Consider the following 13,527-nt stretch of genomic DNA (forward strand, 5'->3'; position numbering starts at 1 on the left):
CGGGAAGGAGGGGGCAGGCCAGCGCGAGCGCGCCACCCTCACGAGCCGCTGACCCGTCGGCCCCTCCCGTGGCTCAGCCGAGCAGCAAGACGACGACGGCGAGCGCGGGCGCGCTCATGAGCGTGCTGAGGAGCACGCTGTCGCGGGCGAGCCGCTCGGCGGCACCGAAGCGCGTGGCGTAGACGAACACGTTCTGCGCCGTCGGCAGAGCCGCCACGAGCACCACGGCGAGCAGCGCGTCGCCGTCCAGGCCCAGCAGCGGGCCGCCCACCACCCACGCGACCAGCGGCGACAGACCCAGCTTGAGGGCTACCGCGATCCAGGCGTCAGGGTCGGCCCACCGCGGTCCCGGTCCCGCCGACAGCGAGATGCCGAAGGCCAGCAGCGCGCACGGCACCGCGGTGCCGGCCAGCAGGTCGAGCACCGACGAGAGCGGCTCCGGGGGCGGCAGCCGCAGCAGCCCGAGCGCCAGCCCGACGGCCGCCCCGAGCACCAGCGGATTGCGCGCCAGGCGGAGCAGGGTGCGCGCCCACAGGCCGCCGTCGTCGTCCTCAGACGTCGCGGAGGAGGGACGGTCGGCGCGGTGGCGTCGCGCGTCGAGCACCCCCACCCCCAGGGGCGCCAGGACGACGATCTGGAACAGCAGCGCCGGAGCCACGATCGCCCCGTCACCGAGGACGAAGACGGCGATCGGCAGGCCCAGGTTGACGGCGTTGACGTAGCTGGCCGAGAAGGCCGCGACCACGCCCTCCTCCACGCTGCGCCGCCGCAGCCGGGAGACCAGCAACGACACCGCCGCAGCGGTCAGGGCTGCCGCAGCGGTGACCACGAGGGGTCGGCCGAGGACGGCGGTGACGTCGGTGGTCGAGAGCGTCCGCACCAGCAGCGCCGGGGTACCCACCGCGTAGACCAGGCGCGCCAGCACCCGCTGCGCGTCGGCGCCGAGCGTCCCGCGCCGCCCCAGGAACCACCCGAGCAGCACCACGGCGCCGACCACAGCGAAGCCTTCGAGCACGCCGCTGATCGGTCAGCCCTCCTCGTGGCGGTCGTCAACCCTCACCACGGCCCGGGACTTGGCTGAATCACGTCGGACAGGCAAGGGCCCGGCCGATGCTGCTGCACCGACCGGGCCCCATGATGCAGGTCCGACGGCGCAGGTCAGACCGGGACGACGGCGCCCGGGCGCGCGAGGGTCTCCAGCGCGGTGGCCAGCTCCTCGGTGAGGCCCAGGTGCGCGACCGGGTCGGTGCCCTCGGGCAGCGCGGCCAGCTCGGCCTCGAGCTCGCGCACCCGCGGGATCACGGTCTCACCGAACGCCTCGATCTCCTCCTTGACGTGCAGGAAGCCGAGCAGCACCAGGTCGACGCCGAGGAGGCGGAAGGCCAGCACGCGGCGCGCGACCTGCTCGGGGGTGCCGATGAGGCCGGTGCGGAAGCCGTCGTTGTACTGGACGAGGTCCTTGAACTCGCTGTCGGCCCACATGCCCTTGCCGTCCTTGGCGGAGGCGCCGGCCTCCTTGACGGCGTTGCCGAAGTCGTTGACCTTGTCGGCGTCGGCGTGGGCGATGATCGCGTCCAGCACCTCGACGGCTTCGGCCTCGGTCTCGCGCACCACAGCGAAGGCATTGAGACCGAACTTGATGCTGCGGCCGTTCTCGGCGGCGTAGCCGCCGACCTGGGCGATCTGCTCGGCGACGCCCTCGGGGGTGTTGCCGTTCATGAAGTACCAGTCGGACACGCGGCCGGCCATCTGGCGGGCGGCGGTGGAGTTGCCGCCCTGGAAGACCTCCGGCAGCACCTCGGGCTGGGGGCGGAAGTTCACGTCGTGCACCTGGAAATGCTTGCCGGTGAAGGCGAAGTGGTCGGTGGTCCAGGCGCCGCGGAGGATCTCGATGAACTCCTCGGACTGCTCGTAGCGCTCGTCGTGCTCGAGCCACTGGGCACCGAGGTCGAGCGCCTCCTTCTTGAACCAGCCGGAGACGACGTTGAGGCAGAGCCGGTTGTTCGTGAGGGCCTGCGCGGTGGCGGCCCACTTGGCGAGCACCACCGGCGGCCAGAAGTAGGGGTGCACGGCCGCGATGACCTTGAGCTTCTCCGTTGCCAGGAGCAGCGCCAGCGAGAACGAGGTCGACTCGTGCTGCGCGTCCGCGCCGTACGAGGCGGCGTAGCGCACCTGTGAGAGGGCGTAGGTGAAGCCCGCCTTCTCGGCGGCCTTCGCCGTCTCGATGTTGTAGGCCGGCTCGTGGGAGGTGCGCTGCGGCAGGTTCGACACCACGAGGCCGCCCGAGACGTTGGGCACCCAGTAGGCGAACTCGACGGGTGCCCGGTTGTCGGATCGGTCCGAACGCTCGGCGGTAGCGCGGGGCAGGAAGGTGCTCATGAAGGTCTCCTCGACTCCTCATCGGTCCTGGCGGGAGCACCGCTCCCCGGTCGGCCGGAGGGGCCGTCGGTCGGTCGGTTGCTGCGGCGTCAGCGAGCCAGGTCTCTCAGCCGCTCTGGATGGGTGAGCGCAGGGTTACTCCCGAGGCGGGGACTCGTCAAATCCTGCGGTGGGTCTCGACTGCGGGGGTCTCGACGGACCGTCAGCTGCGCAGGCCACCGGGGGCGACGACGGCGAGCACGGCCAGGCCCACCGCGAGGACGGCGCAGGTGGCGGCGTCGACCCAGGGGGTGCGCACCGCGAGCGGGCCGAGCGCGGAGATCGGGAGCACGAGGTGGAGCACCGCGAGCACGCCGAGCAGCGCGGCGAGCAGCAGCCCGGCCGCCGCGAACGAGACCAGGGTCGCGGCGAGGAGCACCGCGAACAGCCCCACCCCGAACGACCACACGAACACGCCCGGGCGTAGAAGACGAAACCTGGAGCCGGCCCGCGACGGCGGCGACGACGACGTCCCGGTGCGCGCTGGTTCCACCCGCCCAGGCTACTCGCGGCCCAGGGTGGCCGACTGTCCATGATCACCGTGATCATGGACAGTCGGCCACCCTGCGGCAAGCGGCGCAGTCCGGCGACAAGCCCGCACCAAGTCGACGCCAAGAGCTCCCCGGGAACGTCCTCCACGTGACGCCCCGCAGCACCAGCGGCGGAGCGGCCCACCAGCCCGCTCGGCCCGGACCTCCGTCCGGCCGCCACCTCTGGAGGACTCCCATGACCCACCTGTCCCGCGCCGGCCTGCTCCGCCTGATGGCCGCCGCACCGATGGCCATCGGCCTGACGGCCCCCTCGTCGGCGTTCGCTGCTCCGGGCGGCGCAGAAGCCACGAGCGCCGACGCCGAGCGCGCCGTGGCCGAGGCCCGCCGCGCCAGCGGCAACGATCCCGTCGGGCTGCTGCGCCGCAGCGTCAAGGGTCCGGTGCTGCTCCCCTCCGACGCCGGGTACGCCGAGGAGGCCGCGGGCTTCGAGGTCGCGCATACGCCGGCGCCCCGCGTCGTCGTCGGCGCCACCCGCGCCGAGGACGTGCGCGCCGCCGTCGTCTACGCCCTCGCGGTGGGCGCGAAGGTGCGCGTGCAGGCCACCGGCCACGGCCTGGAGGACGACCTGCGCAACACCGTGCTGGTCACCACCCGACGCCTCGGCGGCGTCAGCGTCGACCCGAAGGCCCGCACCGCGACCATCGGCGCCGGTGTGCGGTGGCGCGAGGTGCTCGACGCGGCCGCCGCGCACGGCCTGGCGCCGCTGCTCGGCTCGGCGTCCGGGGTCGGCGCCATCGGGTACAGCCTCGGGGGTGGTACCGGCCTGCTCTCGCGCCAGTACGGCTGGGCCGCGGACGCCGTCCGCAGCCTCGACGTCGTCACCGGTGACGCCTGCCTGCGCACCGCCGACGCGAAGCGCGAGGCCGAGCTGCACTGGGCGCTGCGCGGCGGCAAGTTCGGGCTGGGCGTGGTGACGCGCGCCGTCATCGACCTGGTGCCGGTCACGCGGATGCGCGGCGGTGCGGTGTTCTTCGCCGCCGCCGACGCCGCCGCGGTGCTCCACGCCTGGCGCCGCTGGGCGCCGACGCTGCCGCGGGAGGCGGCCACGAGCGTGGCCATCCTGACGCTGCCGCCGTCGCCGCAGCTGCCGCCGCCGCTGTCGGGCAAGCAGGTGGTGTCGGTGCGCTTCTCGCACACCGGCGACCCGGCGGCCGCGGACGCCCTCGTGGCTCCCGTGCGCACGTGGGCTCCCGTGCTGATCGACAGCGTGCAGGAGCTGCCGTTCACCGCCTCCGACGCGGTGCACACCGACCCCACCGACCCGGCCCCGACCGTCAACGGCGGCACGGGCCTGCGCGAGCTGCCGGCTGCCGCCGTCGACGCGCTGCTGGCGGCCGCCGGCCCGGGCAGCGGTAGCGCCCTGGTGGCCGTGGAGCTGCGCCTCATGGGCGGGGCGCTGTCCGAGAAGCCTCGCGTGCCCGACGCCGTCATAGGGCGGGGAGCCGCCTACTCGCTGTGGGGCCTGGGGATCGTCGCGGGGCCCGCGGGCGCCCAGGCGAAGCCGTCGCTGGAGAAGATGGTGGCCTCGGTGGGTCGCTGGGCGTGCCCCGGTCCACTCAACCTCGCCGGGGGCGGGTGGCGCGACGACCTGCGCACCCCCGAGCAGCGCAAGCGCCTGGAGAAGGCTCGCCGCCGCTTCGACCCGGCCCGGGTCATCGGCTGACGGAGACACCAAGGTGGCAGAGTGTCCATGATCACGGACTTCCCGAGCGCTTCCCCCCGTGATCATGGACACTCCGCCACCCGGGTCACCGGCGGCTACCGTGCGCGACATGCCCGCTGACGCACCCACGATCGTCGCCACGTCCGGAGGTCTGCGGATCGGTCGCCGCAGCCGGTTCGCCTTCGCCCCGCTGGTCGAGCACGCCGTCGAGCTGTCCGGAACCACCCGCCGCCCGAAGCTCGTCCACCTCGGCACCGCCGCCGGCGACCAGCGCGCCTGGAACGCCGAGCTCGACGAGGCCGCCCTCAACGCCGGCTGGGACCTGCGCCACCTCAACCTCTTCGCCATGCCCAGCGTCGACGACCCCGAGGCGCTCCTCCTGGACGCCGACGTCGTCTGGGTAGGCGGCGGCTCCGTGGTCAACCTGCTCGCGGTGTGGCGAGCCCACGCCCTCGACGAGATCTTCCGCCGGGTCTGGCAGGCCGGCGTGGTGCTCGGCGGGGTGAGCGCGGGCTCGATCTGCTGGCACGTCGGCGGCACCACCGACTCCTACGGCCCGCAGCTGCGCGCGGTAACCAACGGCCTGGCGTTGCTGCCGTACGGCAACGGCGTCCACTACGACTCCGAGGCCGAGCGCCGCCCGCTCATCCAGCGGCTCGTGGCCGAGGGTGTGCTCCCTACCACGCACTGCACCGACGACGGCGTCGGCCTGGTCTACCGCGGCACCGACCTGGTCGAGGCGGTGAGCGAGGTGCGTGGCAAGGGCGCGTACACCGTCACCCGGGTGATCGAGGACGACGACGACGGCGGCCGCGCGGTCGAGGAGCGCCTGGAACCGCGCGTTCTCCCCGGCGCCCGCTGAGAGGGTGGCTAGCTGGGGGCACCTCCCGCTAATGCGGGGGACCATGATCACCGTCCTTGCGGTGATCATGGGCAGTTGGCCACCCTGTGCGGGGTCAGTGCGTGAAGTGCCGAGCGCCGGTGAGGTACATCGTCACGCCGGCAGCCTGCGCCGCCGCGATCACCTCGGGGTCACGCACCGAGCCGCCCGGCTGCACCACGGCGCGCACGCCCGCGTCGAGCAGCACCTGCAGGCCGTCGGCGAACGGGAAGAACGCGTCGGACGCGGCCACAGCACCCCGGGCCCGCTCCTCACCGTGGCTGTTGGCCCGCTCCACGGCCAGGCGGCAGGAGTCGACGCGGTTGACCTGCCCCATCCCGACGCCCACCGACGCGCCGCCGCGCGCCAGGAGGATTGCGTTCGACTTCACCGAGCGCAGCGCGCGCCACGCGAAGACCAGGTCGGCCAGGACCTCGGGCGAGGCCGCCTGACCCGTGGCCAGCGTCCAGGCGGCCGGGTCGTCACCGACGGCGTCGAGCACGTCGGCCTGCTGCAGCAGCAGCCCGCCGGACACCGCCCGGAACTCCGGCCGCGACCGGCCCGCCGGCGGCAGCGGCGCGCGCAGCAGCCGCACGTTCTTGCGGCCGCGCAGCACCTCGAGGGCGTCGTCGTCGAAGTCGGGGGCTACCACCACCTCGGTGAACACCTCGGCCACCTGCTGCGCCATCGCCAGCGTCACCGGGCGGTTGGTGGCGATGACGCCGCCGAAGGCGGAGACGGGGTCGCACGCGTGGGCGGCGGCGTGGGCCGCCGCGATGGGATCAGCGACGTCACCCGTCGCGATCGCGATGCCGCACGGGTTGGCGTGCTTGATGATCGCGACGGCGGGCTCGGCGAAGTCGGCGGCGGCGCGGCGGGCGGCGTCGGCGTCGACGTAGTTGTTGTAGCTCATCGCCTTGCCGTGCAGCTGCTCGGCGGCCGCCAGGCCCAGGTCAGAGCCCGCCAGTCCACCGGTGCGGGCGGTGTAGACCGCGGCGCTCTGGTGCGGGTTCTCGCCGTAGCGCAGCACCTGCGAGCGGGTCCAGGTCGCGCCCACGAAGCCGGGGAAACCGGGGAATGCGCTCGGCTGCGCGCCGTCGTCGTCGCCAGCCTCCTCGGTGACCAGCGTCGAGGCCCACCAGGAGGCCACCGCCACGTCGTAGGACGCCGTCGCGGCGAACGCCTTGCCCGCCAGGCGGCGGCGCTGCGCGAGCGTCGTGCCGCCGGCGCGGACCTCGGCGAGCACGGCGTCGTAGTCGGTGGGGTCGACGACGACGGCGACCGACGCGGAGTTCTTGGCGCTGGCGCGCACCATCGCCGGGCCGCCGATGTCGATCTGCTCCACGCAGTCCTCGGGACCGGCACCGGAGGCGACGGTCTGCTCGAACGGGTAGAGGTTCACCACCACGAGTTCGAACGCCTCGATGCCGAGCTCCTCGAGCTGGCGGCGGTGGTCGGGGTCGCGCACGTCGGCCAGCAGTCCCGCGTGAACGCTGGGGTGCAGCGTCTTGACGCGCCCGCCGAGGCTCTCGGGGAAGCCCGTGATGCGCTCCACCGGCGTCACGGGGATGCCCGCCGCGGCGATGCGGTGGGCGGTGGAGCCGGTGGAGACGATGTCGACGCCGGCCTCGTGCAGCCCGTGCGCGAGCTCCACCAGCCCGGACTTGTCGGAGACGCTGACGAGCGCGCGTCGGACCGGCTTGCGGCCCCCCGCGGTGGCGTCCTGGGGGGTGTCCTGGGGGATTGGGGTGCTGGTCACAGGAACCGGGCCTTCCTTCCCTCGACGGTCCAGCCGCCGGTGGTCATGCGGGTGACGACGTCGACGAGCAGCGCCCGCTCGACAGTCTTGATGCGTTCGTGGAGCGCGTCCTCGTCGTCGTCGTCGAGGACCTCGACGGCGCGCTGGGCGAGCACGGGCCCGGTGTCGACGCCGTCGTCGACGAGGTGGACGGTGCAGCCGGTGACCTTCACGCCGTGGGCCAGCGCGTCGCGCACGCCGTGCGCGCCAGGGAACGACGGCAGCAGCGCGGGGTGGGTGTTGACGATCCTCCCGCCGAAGGACTCCAGGACGGCGGCGCCCAGCACGCGCATGAACCCGGCGCTGATGACCAGGTCGGGGCGGTGCCGCGCCAGCTGGGAGACCAGCGCCGCGTCCCAGGAGGCGCGGTCCGGGTGGTCACGTACCTCCACCACGAAGGTCTCCGCACCGGCCAGCTCACCCCGAGCCAGGGCGGGGGCGGCACGGCGGGCGGAGTCCGCCCCCACGGCCACCACCTCGAACGGGGCAGCAGGCGCGGCAGCGGCGTCGAGCAGGGCCTGCAGCAGCGTGCCGGAGCCCGACGCGAGCACCACCAGCCGCACGGGCGAGGGGGGTGTGTTCGCCGAGGTCACGGTCGGAGACCATAACGGTGCCGGTCGCGGGCCCTCCGACCGCCAGAGCGAGCAGAGCAGGAGCACCCTGGGATGAGCGACCCGTACGCGCCGCCGGGCTCGCGGCGCGAGACAGGGCCGTCACCGCACGGCCACGACGTGCGGAGGCAACGCCGCGAGCTGCCCCCGTCCGTACCGCACCGGCCCGCCCCGGAGCGACGCCCACCGGATCCCGAGGCCGCCACCCGCACCGCGCGGCTGGGGCTGCGGTTCTCGCTGCTGATCATTGCGGGGCTCGTGGCGCTGACGCTGCCGCTGCCGTGGCGCCTCGGCGGGGCGGCGTTCATCGTGATCGGAGCAGTGGTGGGCGTGTTCGCGCTGGTGTCAGCGGTCAAGGCGCGACTGCGCTGGACGGCGGTGCTCGTGCTGAGCGTGGGCCTGGGGATGGCGGCGCTGCTGCTGCTCGTGGAGGCGCTCAACCTGGTGTTCTGGCCGTTGACCGTGGAGCGGCAGCAGTGCCTTGACACGGCGCTCACCACGTCGGCCGTGGAGCAGTGCCACGAGGACTATCAGGACGGCGTGCAGCGGCTCCTGCCGTCGGTGCCGGCACCACCCACCACCGGCTGACCCGCTCCCCGCGCACGATCAAGGAAGTTCTGCACGCCAGGCGTGCAGAACTTCCTTGATCGTCACCGGAGTGAGGTGTTCAGGCCAGGGACTTCATGACCTCACGGGCCAGCGCGGCGGTCTCGGACGGCGTGCGGCCGACCTTGACGCCTGCGGCCTCGAGGGCCTCCTTCTTGGCCTGTGCGGTGCCGGAGGAGCCCGAGACGATGGCGCCGGCGTGGCCCATGGTCTTGCCCTCGGGTGCGGTGAAGCCCGCCACGTAGCCGATGACCGGCTTGGTGACGTGCTCCTTGATGAACGCCGCGGCGCGCTCCTCGGCGTCTCCGCCGATCTCACCGATCATGACGATGGCGTCGGTGTCCGGGTCTGCCTGGAATGCGGCGAGGGCGTCGATGTGCGTCGTCCCGATGATCGGGTCACCGCCGATGCCGACGCAGGTGGAGAAGCCGAAGTCGGCCAGCTCGTACATCATCTGGTAGGTCAGCGTGCCGGACTTGCTGACCAGGCCGATGCGCCCGGCGGGCGTGATGTCGGCGGGGATGATGCCGGCGTTGGAGGCGCCCGGCGTGATGAGGCCGGGGCAGTTCGGGCCGATGACCCGGCTGGTGCCCTTCGCCTGGGCGTGCGCGAAGAACTCCGCGGTGTCCTTGACCGGCACGCCCTCGGTGATGACGACGACGAGCGGCACCTCGGCGTCGATCGCCTCGATCGCGGCGGACTTGGTGCCGGCGGCGGGCACGAAGATGACCGTCACGTCGGCGCCGGTCTCCTTCACGGCCTCGGCGACGGACCCGAACACCGGGACCTGGACGGGTGCACCGTCAGCTCCGGTGAACTCGACCGTCTCGCCGGCCTTCTTGGGGTTGACGCCACCGACGACGGTGGTGCCGGAGGTCAGCATGCGCTGGGTGTGCTTGCGGCCCTCGGAGCCGGTCATGCCCTGCACGATGACCTTGGACTCGGAGGTCAGGAAGATCGCCATTGTCGTTGTTCCTCAGTCTCGGCGGTCAGCGGGCGGTCAGGCCGCAGCCAGCTCGGCGGCCTTGCGGGCGGCGCCGTCCATCGTGTCGACCACGGTCACCAGCGGGTGAGCGGCCTCCGCGAGGATGCGCCGGCCCTCCACCACGTTGTTGCCGTCGAGCCGCACGACCAGCGGCTTGGTGGCCTCGTCACCGAGGATCTCCAGCGCCTGGACGATGCCGTTGGCCACCTCGTCGCACGCGGTGATGCCGCCGAAGACGTTGACGAAGACGCTCTTGACCTGGGGGTCTCCGAGGATGACGTCGAGGCCGTTGGCCATCACCTGAGCGGAGGCACCGCCGCCGATGTCGAGGAAGTTGGCGGGCTTGACGCCACCGAACTCCTCACCGGCCTGCGCGACGACGTCGAGGGTGCTCATCACGAGCCCCGCGCCGTTGCCGATGATGCCGACCTCGCCGTCGAGCTTGACGTAGTTGAGGTGGCTGGCGCGCGCCTTGGCCTCGAGCGGGTCACCAGCGGCGGCCTCCTCCTCGGCGAGGGCGGCGGTGTCGGGGTGGCGGAAGGAGGCGTTGTCGTCGAGCGAGACCTTGCCGTCCAGCGCCACCACGCGGCCATCGCCGGTGAGGACCAGCGGGTTGACCTCGACCAGCGTGGCGTCGGCCTTGCGGTAGACCGTGCCGAGCTTCACGAGGACGTCGGCGACCTGCGCCGCGACGTCCTCCCCGAAGCCGGCGGTCTTCACGATCTCATCGGCCTTGGCGGCGTCGATGCCGGTGATCGGGTCGACCGCGACGCGCGCGAGCGCCTCGGGGCGCTCCACGGCGAGCTGCTCGATCTCCATGCCGCCCTCGACGCTGGCCATGGCCAGGTAGCGCCGCTCGGCGCGGTCGAGCAGCAGGGACACGTAGTACTCGGTGGCGATGTCCGCACCGGCGGCGATCATCACCTTGTGGACGGTGTGGCCCTTGATGTCCATCCCGAGGATGTCCTTGGCGCGCGCCTCGGCCTCGTCAGGACTCTTGGCCACCTTGACGCCGCCGGCCTTGCCGCGGCCGCCGACCTTCACCTGGGCCTTGACGACGACGACCTTGCCGTCGACTCCGGCTCCCAGCTTCTCGGCGGCAGCGCGGGCCTCCTCGGGCGTGGTCGCCACCAGGCCCGGCAGCACCGGAACTCCGTGGGACTCGAAAAGGTCACGCGCTTGGTACTCGTACAGGTCCACTGGGGCTGCGCCTCCATCGTCGGCCGCTGCGGGTGCCCGCGGACGGGCCGAACCTGCTCGTGGGCCGCTCAGCCTGCACGCGGGGTGCATCCGCGAGCGTAACGAGCCCGCTCAGCCCCGCCCGACGAGCCCCAGCCCACCCCCACCCCCTCGTTGACGATCAAGGAAGCTCTGCACGGCGCGCGTGCACTGCTTCCTTGATCGTGGGCGGGGTGGGTGTCGGTCAGCGGTGGACCCACGCGTAGCCGTTCTCGGGGCGCCCGGCCACGCCGTACCGCGGCCGCACCACGGCGCGCCCTGTCTGCTCGAGGTGCTCCAGGTAGCGCCGGGCGCTGACGCGGGCCATGCCGCACCGGGCGGCCACCTCACCGGCGGACAGGTCGGGCTCGGCGGCCGAGCGCAGCACCTGCACCACCAGCTCCAGGCTGCGGTGCGACAGCCCCTTGGGCAGCTGCTCCGGCGTCCGCTGGCCGTGCCCGGCGGCCCCGGCGGTGCCGCCGGGGTGGAGCAGCCTGTCGACGTCGTCCTGTCCCAGTCCGCCGCTCGCCCCGGTGAGCGCGAGCGCCCTCCGGTGCGCCGCGTACGCCTGCATCCGCTCGGTGAACAGCGCCAGCGAGAACGGCTTGACGAGGTAGTCGGCCACGCCGCCCGCCATCGACGTGCGCACCACCTCCAGCTCACGTGCGGCGGTCACCACGACGACGTCGACGTCGGAGCCGCTCGCCCGCAATGCCCGCAGCACCTCGGTGCCGGGAAGGTCGGGCAGGTGCACGTCGAGCAGCACGAGGTCGGGCGCGAGCGCCTCGACGGCACGCAGCGCGTCGGCGCCGCGGTGCACCACCCCGATGCACGCGAACCCGGGCAGCGTTCCGACGTACGCCTGGTGGAGAGACGCGACGGCCACGTCGTCGTCGACGACGAGTACCCGCACGACCTGCCCCGAGACCTGCTCGCTCATGTCCCGGCCCCCGCCAGCTCGGTCGAGGACGACGACGACGAGCGGCCCGTCCCGCCGCCGAGCACCACCTCGAAGCGCGCCCCGCCCAGCTCGGAGCGGGTCACCCTCGCGGAGCCCCCGCGGCGCGCAGCGATGCGCGCGACGAGCGCGAGGCCGATGCCCTGGCCGTGGCGACCGTCGCCGCCGGCCTTGGTGGTCACGCCCACCCGGAACACCTCCTCGCGCAGCGGCTCGGGCACGCCCGGCCCGTCGTCGTCGATGGTGAGCACCCAACCGCCCGCGCTGCCACTCTGCACATCGCCCTGCGCATCACCGTTCACGTCGCCCTGCACGTCGACCACCACCCGGCCGCCCTGGCCTGCGGCGTCGAGGGCGTTGTCGACGAGGTTGCCCAGCACGGTGATGACGTCGTCGCCGGCGCCCTCGGGCACGCGCGTGGCGGGGGTGACGACGAGCGTGGCCCCGCGCTCCCGGGCGAGGGCCGCCTTGGCCATGAGCAGCGCGGACACGGAGGCGTCCTCCACCCCGCCGAGGCCGGCCCCCGACAGCAGGCGCCCCCCTCCACCGAGCCTGTCGATGAGGGCGACGGCGTCGGCGGTGCGGCCCAGCTCCAGCAGGCCCTGCAGCACGTGCAGCTGGTTGGAGAACTCGTGCGCCTGCGCGCGCAGGGTGGTGGTGAGGCTGCGCTGCCCGTCGAGCTCGCGCACGGCGCCGGACAGCTCGGTCCTGTCGCGCACGGTGAGCACACGGCCGACGCGGCGGCCGTGCACGAGCGCGGGGGTGCGGCTGGCGAGCAGCACGCGCTCGCCGACGAGCAGCGGGGCGTCCACAGCGTCGTCGTCGGCTTCGAGCAGTTCCAGGGCGGCAGGGTCGAGGACGTCGGCGGCGTAGCGGCCGGTGAGCGCACCACCGACGCGGCCGTCGTCCTGCCCGCCGTCGAGGTCGAGCAGGCGGCACGCCTCGTCGTTGACGAGCACCACCCGGCCCCGCTCGTCGACGGCGAGCACGCCCTCGCGGATCCCGTGGAGCATGGCCTCACGCGCCTGCAGCAACCGGGCGATCTCGTCGGGTTCCAGGCCCATGATGCGGCGGCGCACCAGGCGTGTGAGCAGGTAGGAGCCAGCCGAGCCGAGCACCGCGGCGCCACCGAGCCACGCGGCCAGCCAGGGCACGTCCTCGGTGAAGTCGTCGTCAAGTTCGGACTCCACGATGCCCACCGAGACAGCGCCGATGATGCGGTCGGCGCTGTCCGTGATCGGAACCTTGGCGCGTAGAGACGGGCCGAGGGTCCCGGTCTGGGTTCCGACGAAGGTGTCCCCGCGCAGCACCTCCGCGGCGCTCGTCGTGCTCGGCGAGCCGATCCTCGACTTGTCGGGATGGCTCAGGCGAATGCCGTCGCGGTCGAGGAACACAACGAAAGACACCTTCGACGCCTGCTGCAGCAGGTCGGCCAGAGGGTCGAGCGCTGTGCTGGGGTTCGGCTCCGCGTACGCCTCCTGCACGTCCGGCAACGTCGCAGCGTTCCGGGCGACGGCGAGCATCTGCTCGCTGTAGGCCTGCCGGATCTGGCGCTGCTGCAGCGAGACGGCAGCGAACCCGGCCAGCACCACGCAGGACAGCACGATGAGTGCCTGCAGCGCGAGCAGCTGCGGGCCGAGCGGCATCGGCCGGCGCATGCGCCCATCATCACCGACCGCGGGCGCGCGAGGGAACGCTCAGGCCCCTGACGGACCACGTGGCCAATACGACCAGAACCACCGCAACGGCCGCTACCACCAGTACGGCCGCATGCTGGGCATCTGCTGAGCGCAGGAACACCCTTCTCGTCATCGAGCCGCACGGCTCTCCGCTCCGATG

12 protein-coding genes are annotated in these 13,527 nt (G+C 73.2%); 3 read left to right on the plus strand and 9 right to left on the minus strand.

Annotation, left to right across the window (positions count from 1 at the left end):
• Window positions 1-73 precede the first annotated feature (73 nt).
• The 3 genes from BXY45_RS03870 to BXY45_RS03880 form a co-directional block, all read right to left on the minus strand.
• Window positions 74-1,015: an AEC family transporter gene (locus BXY45_RS03870; protein WP_109773006.1), complete on the minus strand. Its 942-nt coding sequence runs from the start codon at window positions 1,013-1,015 to the stop codon at window positions 74-76.
• Window positions 1,016-1,158: 143 nt separating this feature from the next.
• Window positions 1,159-2,379 carry a dimethylsulfone monooxygenase SfnG gene (gene sfnG, locus BXY45_RS03875; protein WP_109773007.1) on the minus strand — a complete coding sequence of 407 codons (1,221 nt, stop codon included), beginning with the start codon at window positions 2,377-2,379 and terminating at the stop codon, window positions 1,159-1,161.
• Between the two features lie 202 nt (window positions 2,380-2,581).
• Window positions 2,582-2,911, minus strand: a complete 330-nt coding sequence (locus tag BXY45_RS03880) for a DUF3017 domain-containing protein (RefSeq protein WP_211319207.1) — start codon at window positions 2,909-2,911, stop codon at window positions 2,582-2,584.
• 233 nt (window positions 2,912-3,144) lie between these two features.
• Between BXY45_RS03880 and BXY45_RS03885 the strand changes: the two genes are divergently transcribed.
• Both BXY45_RS03885 and BXY45_RS03890 read left to right on the plus strand, forming a co-directional pair.
• Window positions 3,145-4,632, plus strand: a complete 1,488-nt coding sequence (locus BXY45_RS03885) for an FAD-binding oxidoreductase (protein WP_211319208.1) — start codon at window positions 3,145-3,147, stop codon at window positions 4,630-4,632.
• Between the two features lie 109 nt (window positions 4,633-4,741).
• Complete coding sequence (locus BXY45_RS03890) at window positions 4,742-5,494, plus strand: Type 1 glutamine amidotransferase-like domain-containing protein (protein WP_109773139.1); 753 nt, start codon at window positions 4,742-4,744, stop codon at window positions 5,492-5,494.
• Window positions 5,495-5,588: 94 nt separating this feature from the next.
• On the opposite strand, the gene purH is transcribed toward BXY45_RS03890, so the two are convergent.
• Window positions 5,589-7,271, minus strand: coding sequence for a bifunctional phosphoribosylaminoimidazolecarboxamide formyltransferase/IMP cyclohydrolase (gene purH, locus BXY45_RS03895; RefSeq protein WP_211319209.1), 1,683 nt, complete (start codon window positions 7,269-7,271; stop codon window positions 5,589-5,591).
• Entirely contained in the window at window positions 7,268-7,903 is a 636-nt protein-coding gene (gene purN / locus BXY45_RS03900; RefSeq protein ID WP_211319210.1) for a phosphoribosylglycinamide formyltransferase, read from the minus strand. Before purN ends, purH begins: the two co-directional genes overlap by 4 nt.
• A 72-nt stretch (window positions 7,904-7,975) precedes the next feature.
• Here purN and BXY45_RS03905 point away from each other — a divergent pair, with 72 nt between their 5' ends.
• A complete protein-coding gene (locus BXY45_RS03905; protein ID WP_109773009.1) occupies window positions 7,976-8,509 on the plus strand; it encodes a DUF308 domain-containing protein in 534 nt (177 codons plus the stop codon).
• A 79-nt stretch (window positions 8,510-8,588) separates the two neighbouring features.
• Here BXY45_RS03905 and sucD read toward each other — a convergent pair whose 3' ends face one another.
• The 4 genes from sucD to BXY45_RS03925 form a co-directional block, all read right to left on the minus strand.
• On the minus strand, window positions 8,589-9,491 hold the full coding sequence (gene sucD / locus BXY45_RS03910) for a succinate--CoA ligase subunit alpha (protein ID WP_109773010.1): 903 nt from the start codon (window positions 9,489-9,491) through the stop codon (window positions 8,589-8,591).
• 36 nt (window positions 9,492-9,527) lie between these two features.
• Complete coding sequence (gene sucC / locus BXY45_RS03915; protein ID WP_109773011.1) at window positions 9,528-10,712, minus strand: ADP-forming succinate--CoA ligase subunit beta; 1,185 nt, start codon at window positions 10,710-10,712, stop codon at window positions 9,528-9,530.
• A 223-nt stretch (window positions 10,713-10,935) separates the two neighbouring features.
• A complete protein-coding gene (locus tag BXY45_RS03920) occupies window positions 10,936-11,670 on the minus strand; it encodes a response regulator transcription factor (RefSeq protein WP_109773012.1) in 735 nt (244 codons plus the stop codon).
• Complete coding sequence (locus BXY45_RS03925) at window positions 11,667-13,346, minus strand: ATP-binding protein (RefSeq protein WP_109773013.1); 1,680 nt, start codon at window positions 13,344-13,346, stop codon at window positions 11,667-11,669. The genes BXY45_RS03920 and BXY45_RS03925 overlap by 4 nt, the downstream gene beginning before the upstream one ends.
• Between the last annotated feature and the right edge of the window lie 181 nt (window positions 13,347-13,527).

The organism is Quadrisphaera granulorum (genome assembly GCF_003149145.1).
Classification (GTDB): Bacteria; Actinomycetota; Actinomycetes; order Actinomycetales; family Quadrisphaeraceae; genus Quadrisphaera; species Quadrisphaera granulorum.

What these genes read in the sequence shown, in the direction of transcription:
- BXY45_RS03905 (WP_109773009.1), top strand. Translation starts at nt 7,976, where the DNA reads ATGAGCGACCCGTACGCGCCGCCGGGCTCGCGGCGCGAGACAGGGCCG.
- BXY45_RS03890 (WP_109773139.1), top strand. Translation starts at nt 4,742, where the DNA reads ATGCCCGCTGACGCACCCACGATCGTCGCCACGTCCGGAGGTCTGCGG.
- BXY45_RS03925 (WP_109773013.1), bottom strand. Translation starts at nt 13,346, where the DNA reads ATGCGCCGGCCGATGCCGCTCGGCCCGCAGCTGCTCGCGCTGCAGGCA.
- sfnG (WP_109773007.1), bottom strand. Translation starts at nt 2,379, where the DNA reads ATGAGCACCTTCCTGCCCCGCGCTACCGCCGAGCGTTCGGACCGATCC.
- sucD (WP_109773010.1), bottom strand. Translation starts at nt 9,491, where the DNA reads ATGGCGATCTTCCTGACCTCCGAGTCCAAGGTCATCGTGCAGGGCATG.
- BXY45_RS03920 (WP_109773012.1), bottom strand. Translation starts at nt 11,670, where the DNA reads ATGAGCGAGCAGGTCTCGGGGCAGGTCGTGCGGGTACTCGTCGTCGAC.
- BXY45_RS03885 (WP_211319208.1), top strand. Translation starts at nt 3,145, where the DNA reads ATGACCCACCTGTCCCGCGCCGGCCTGCTCCGCCTGATGGCCGCCGCA.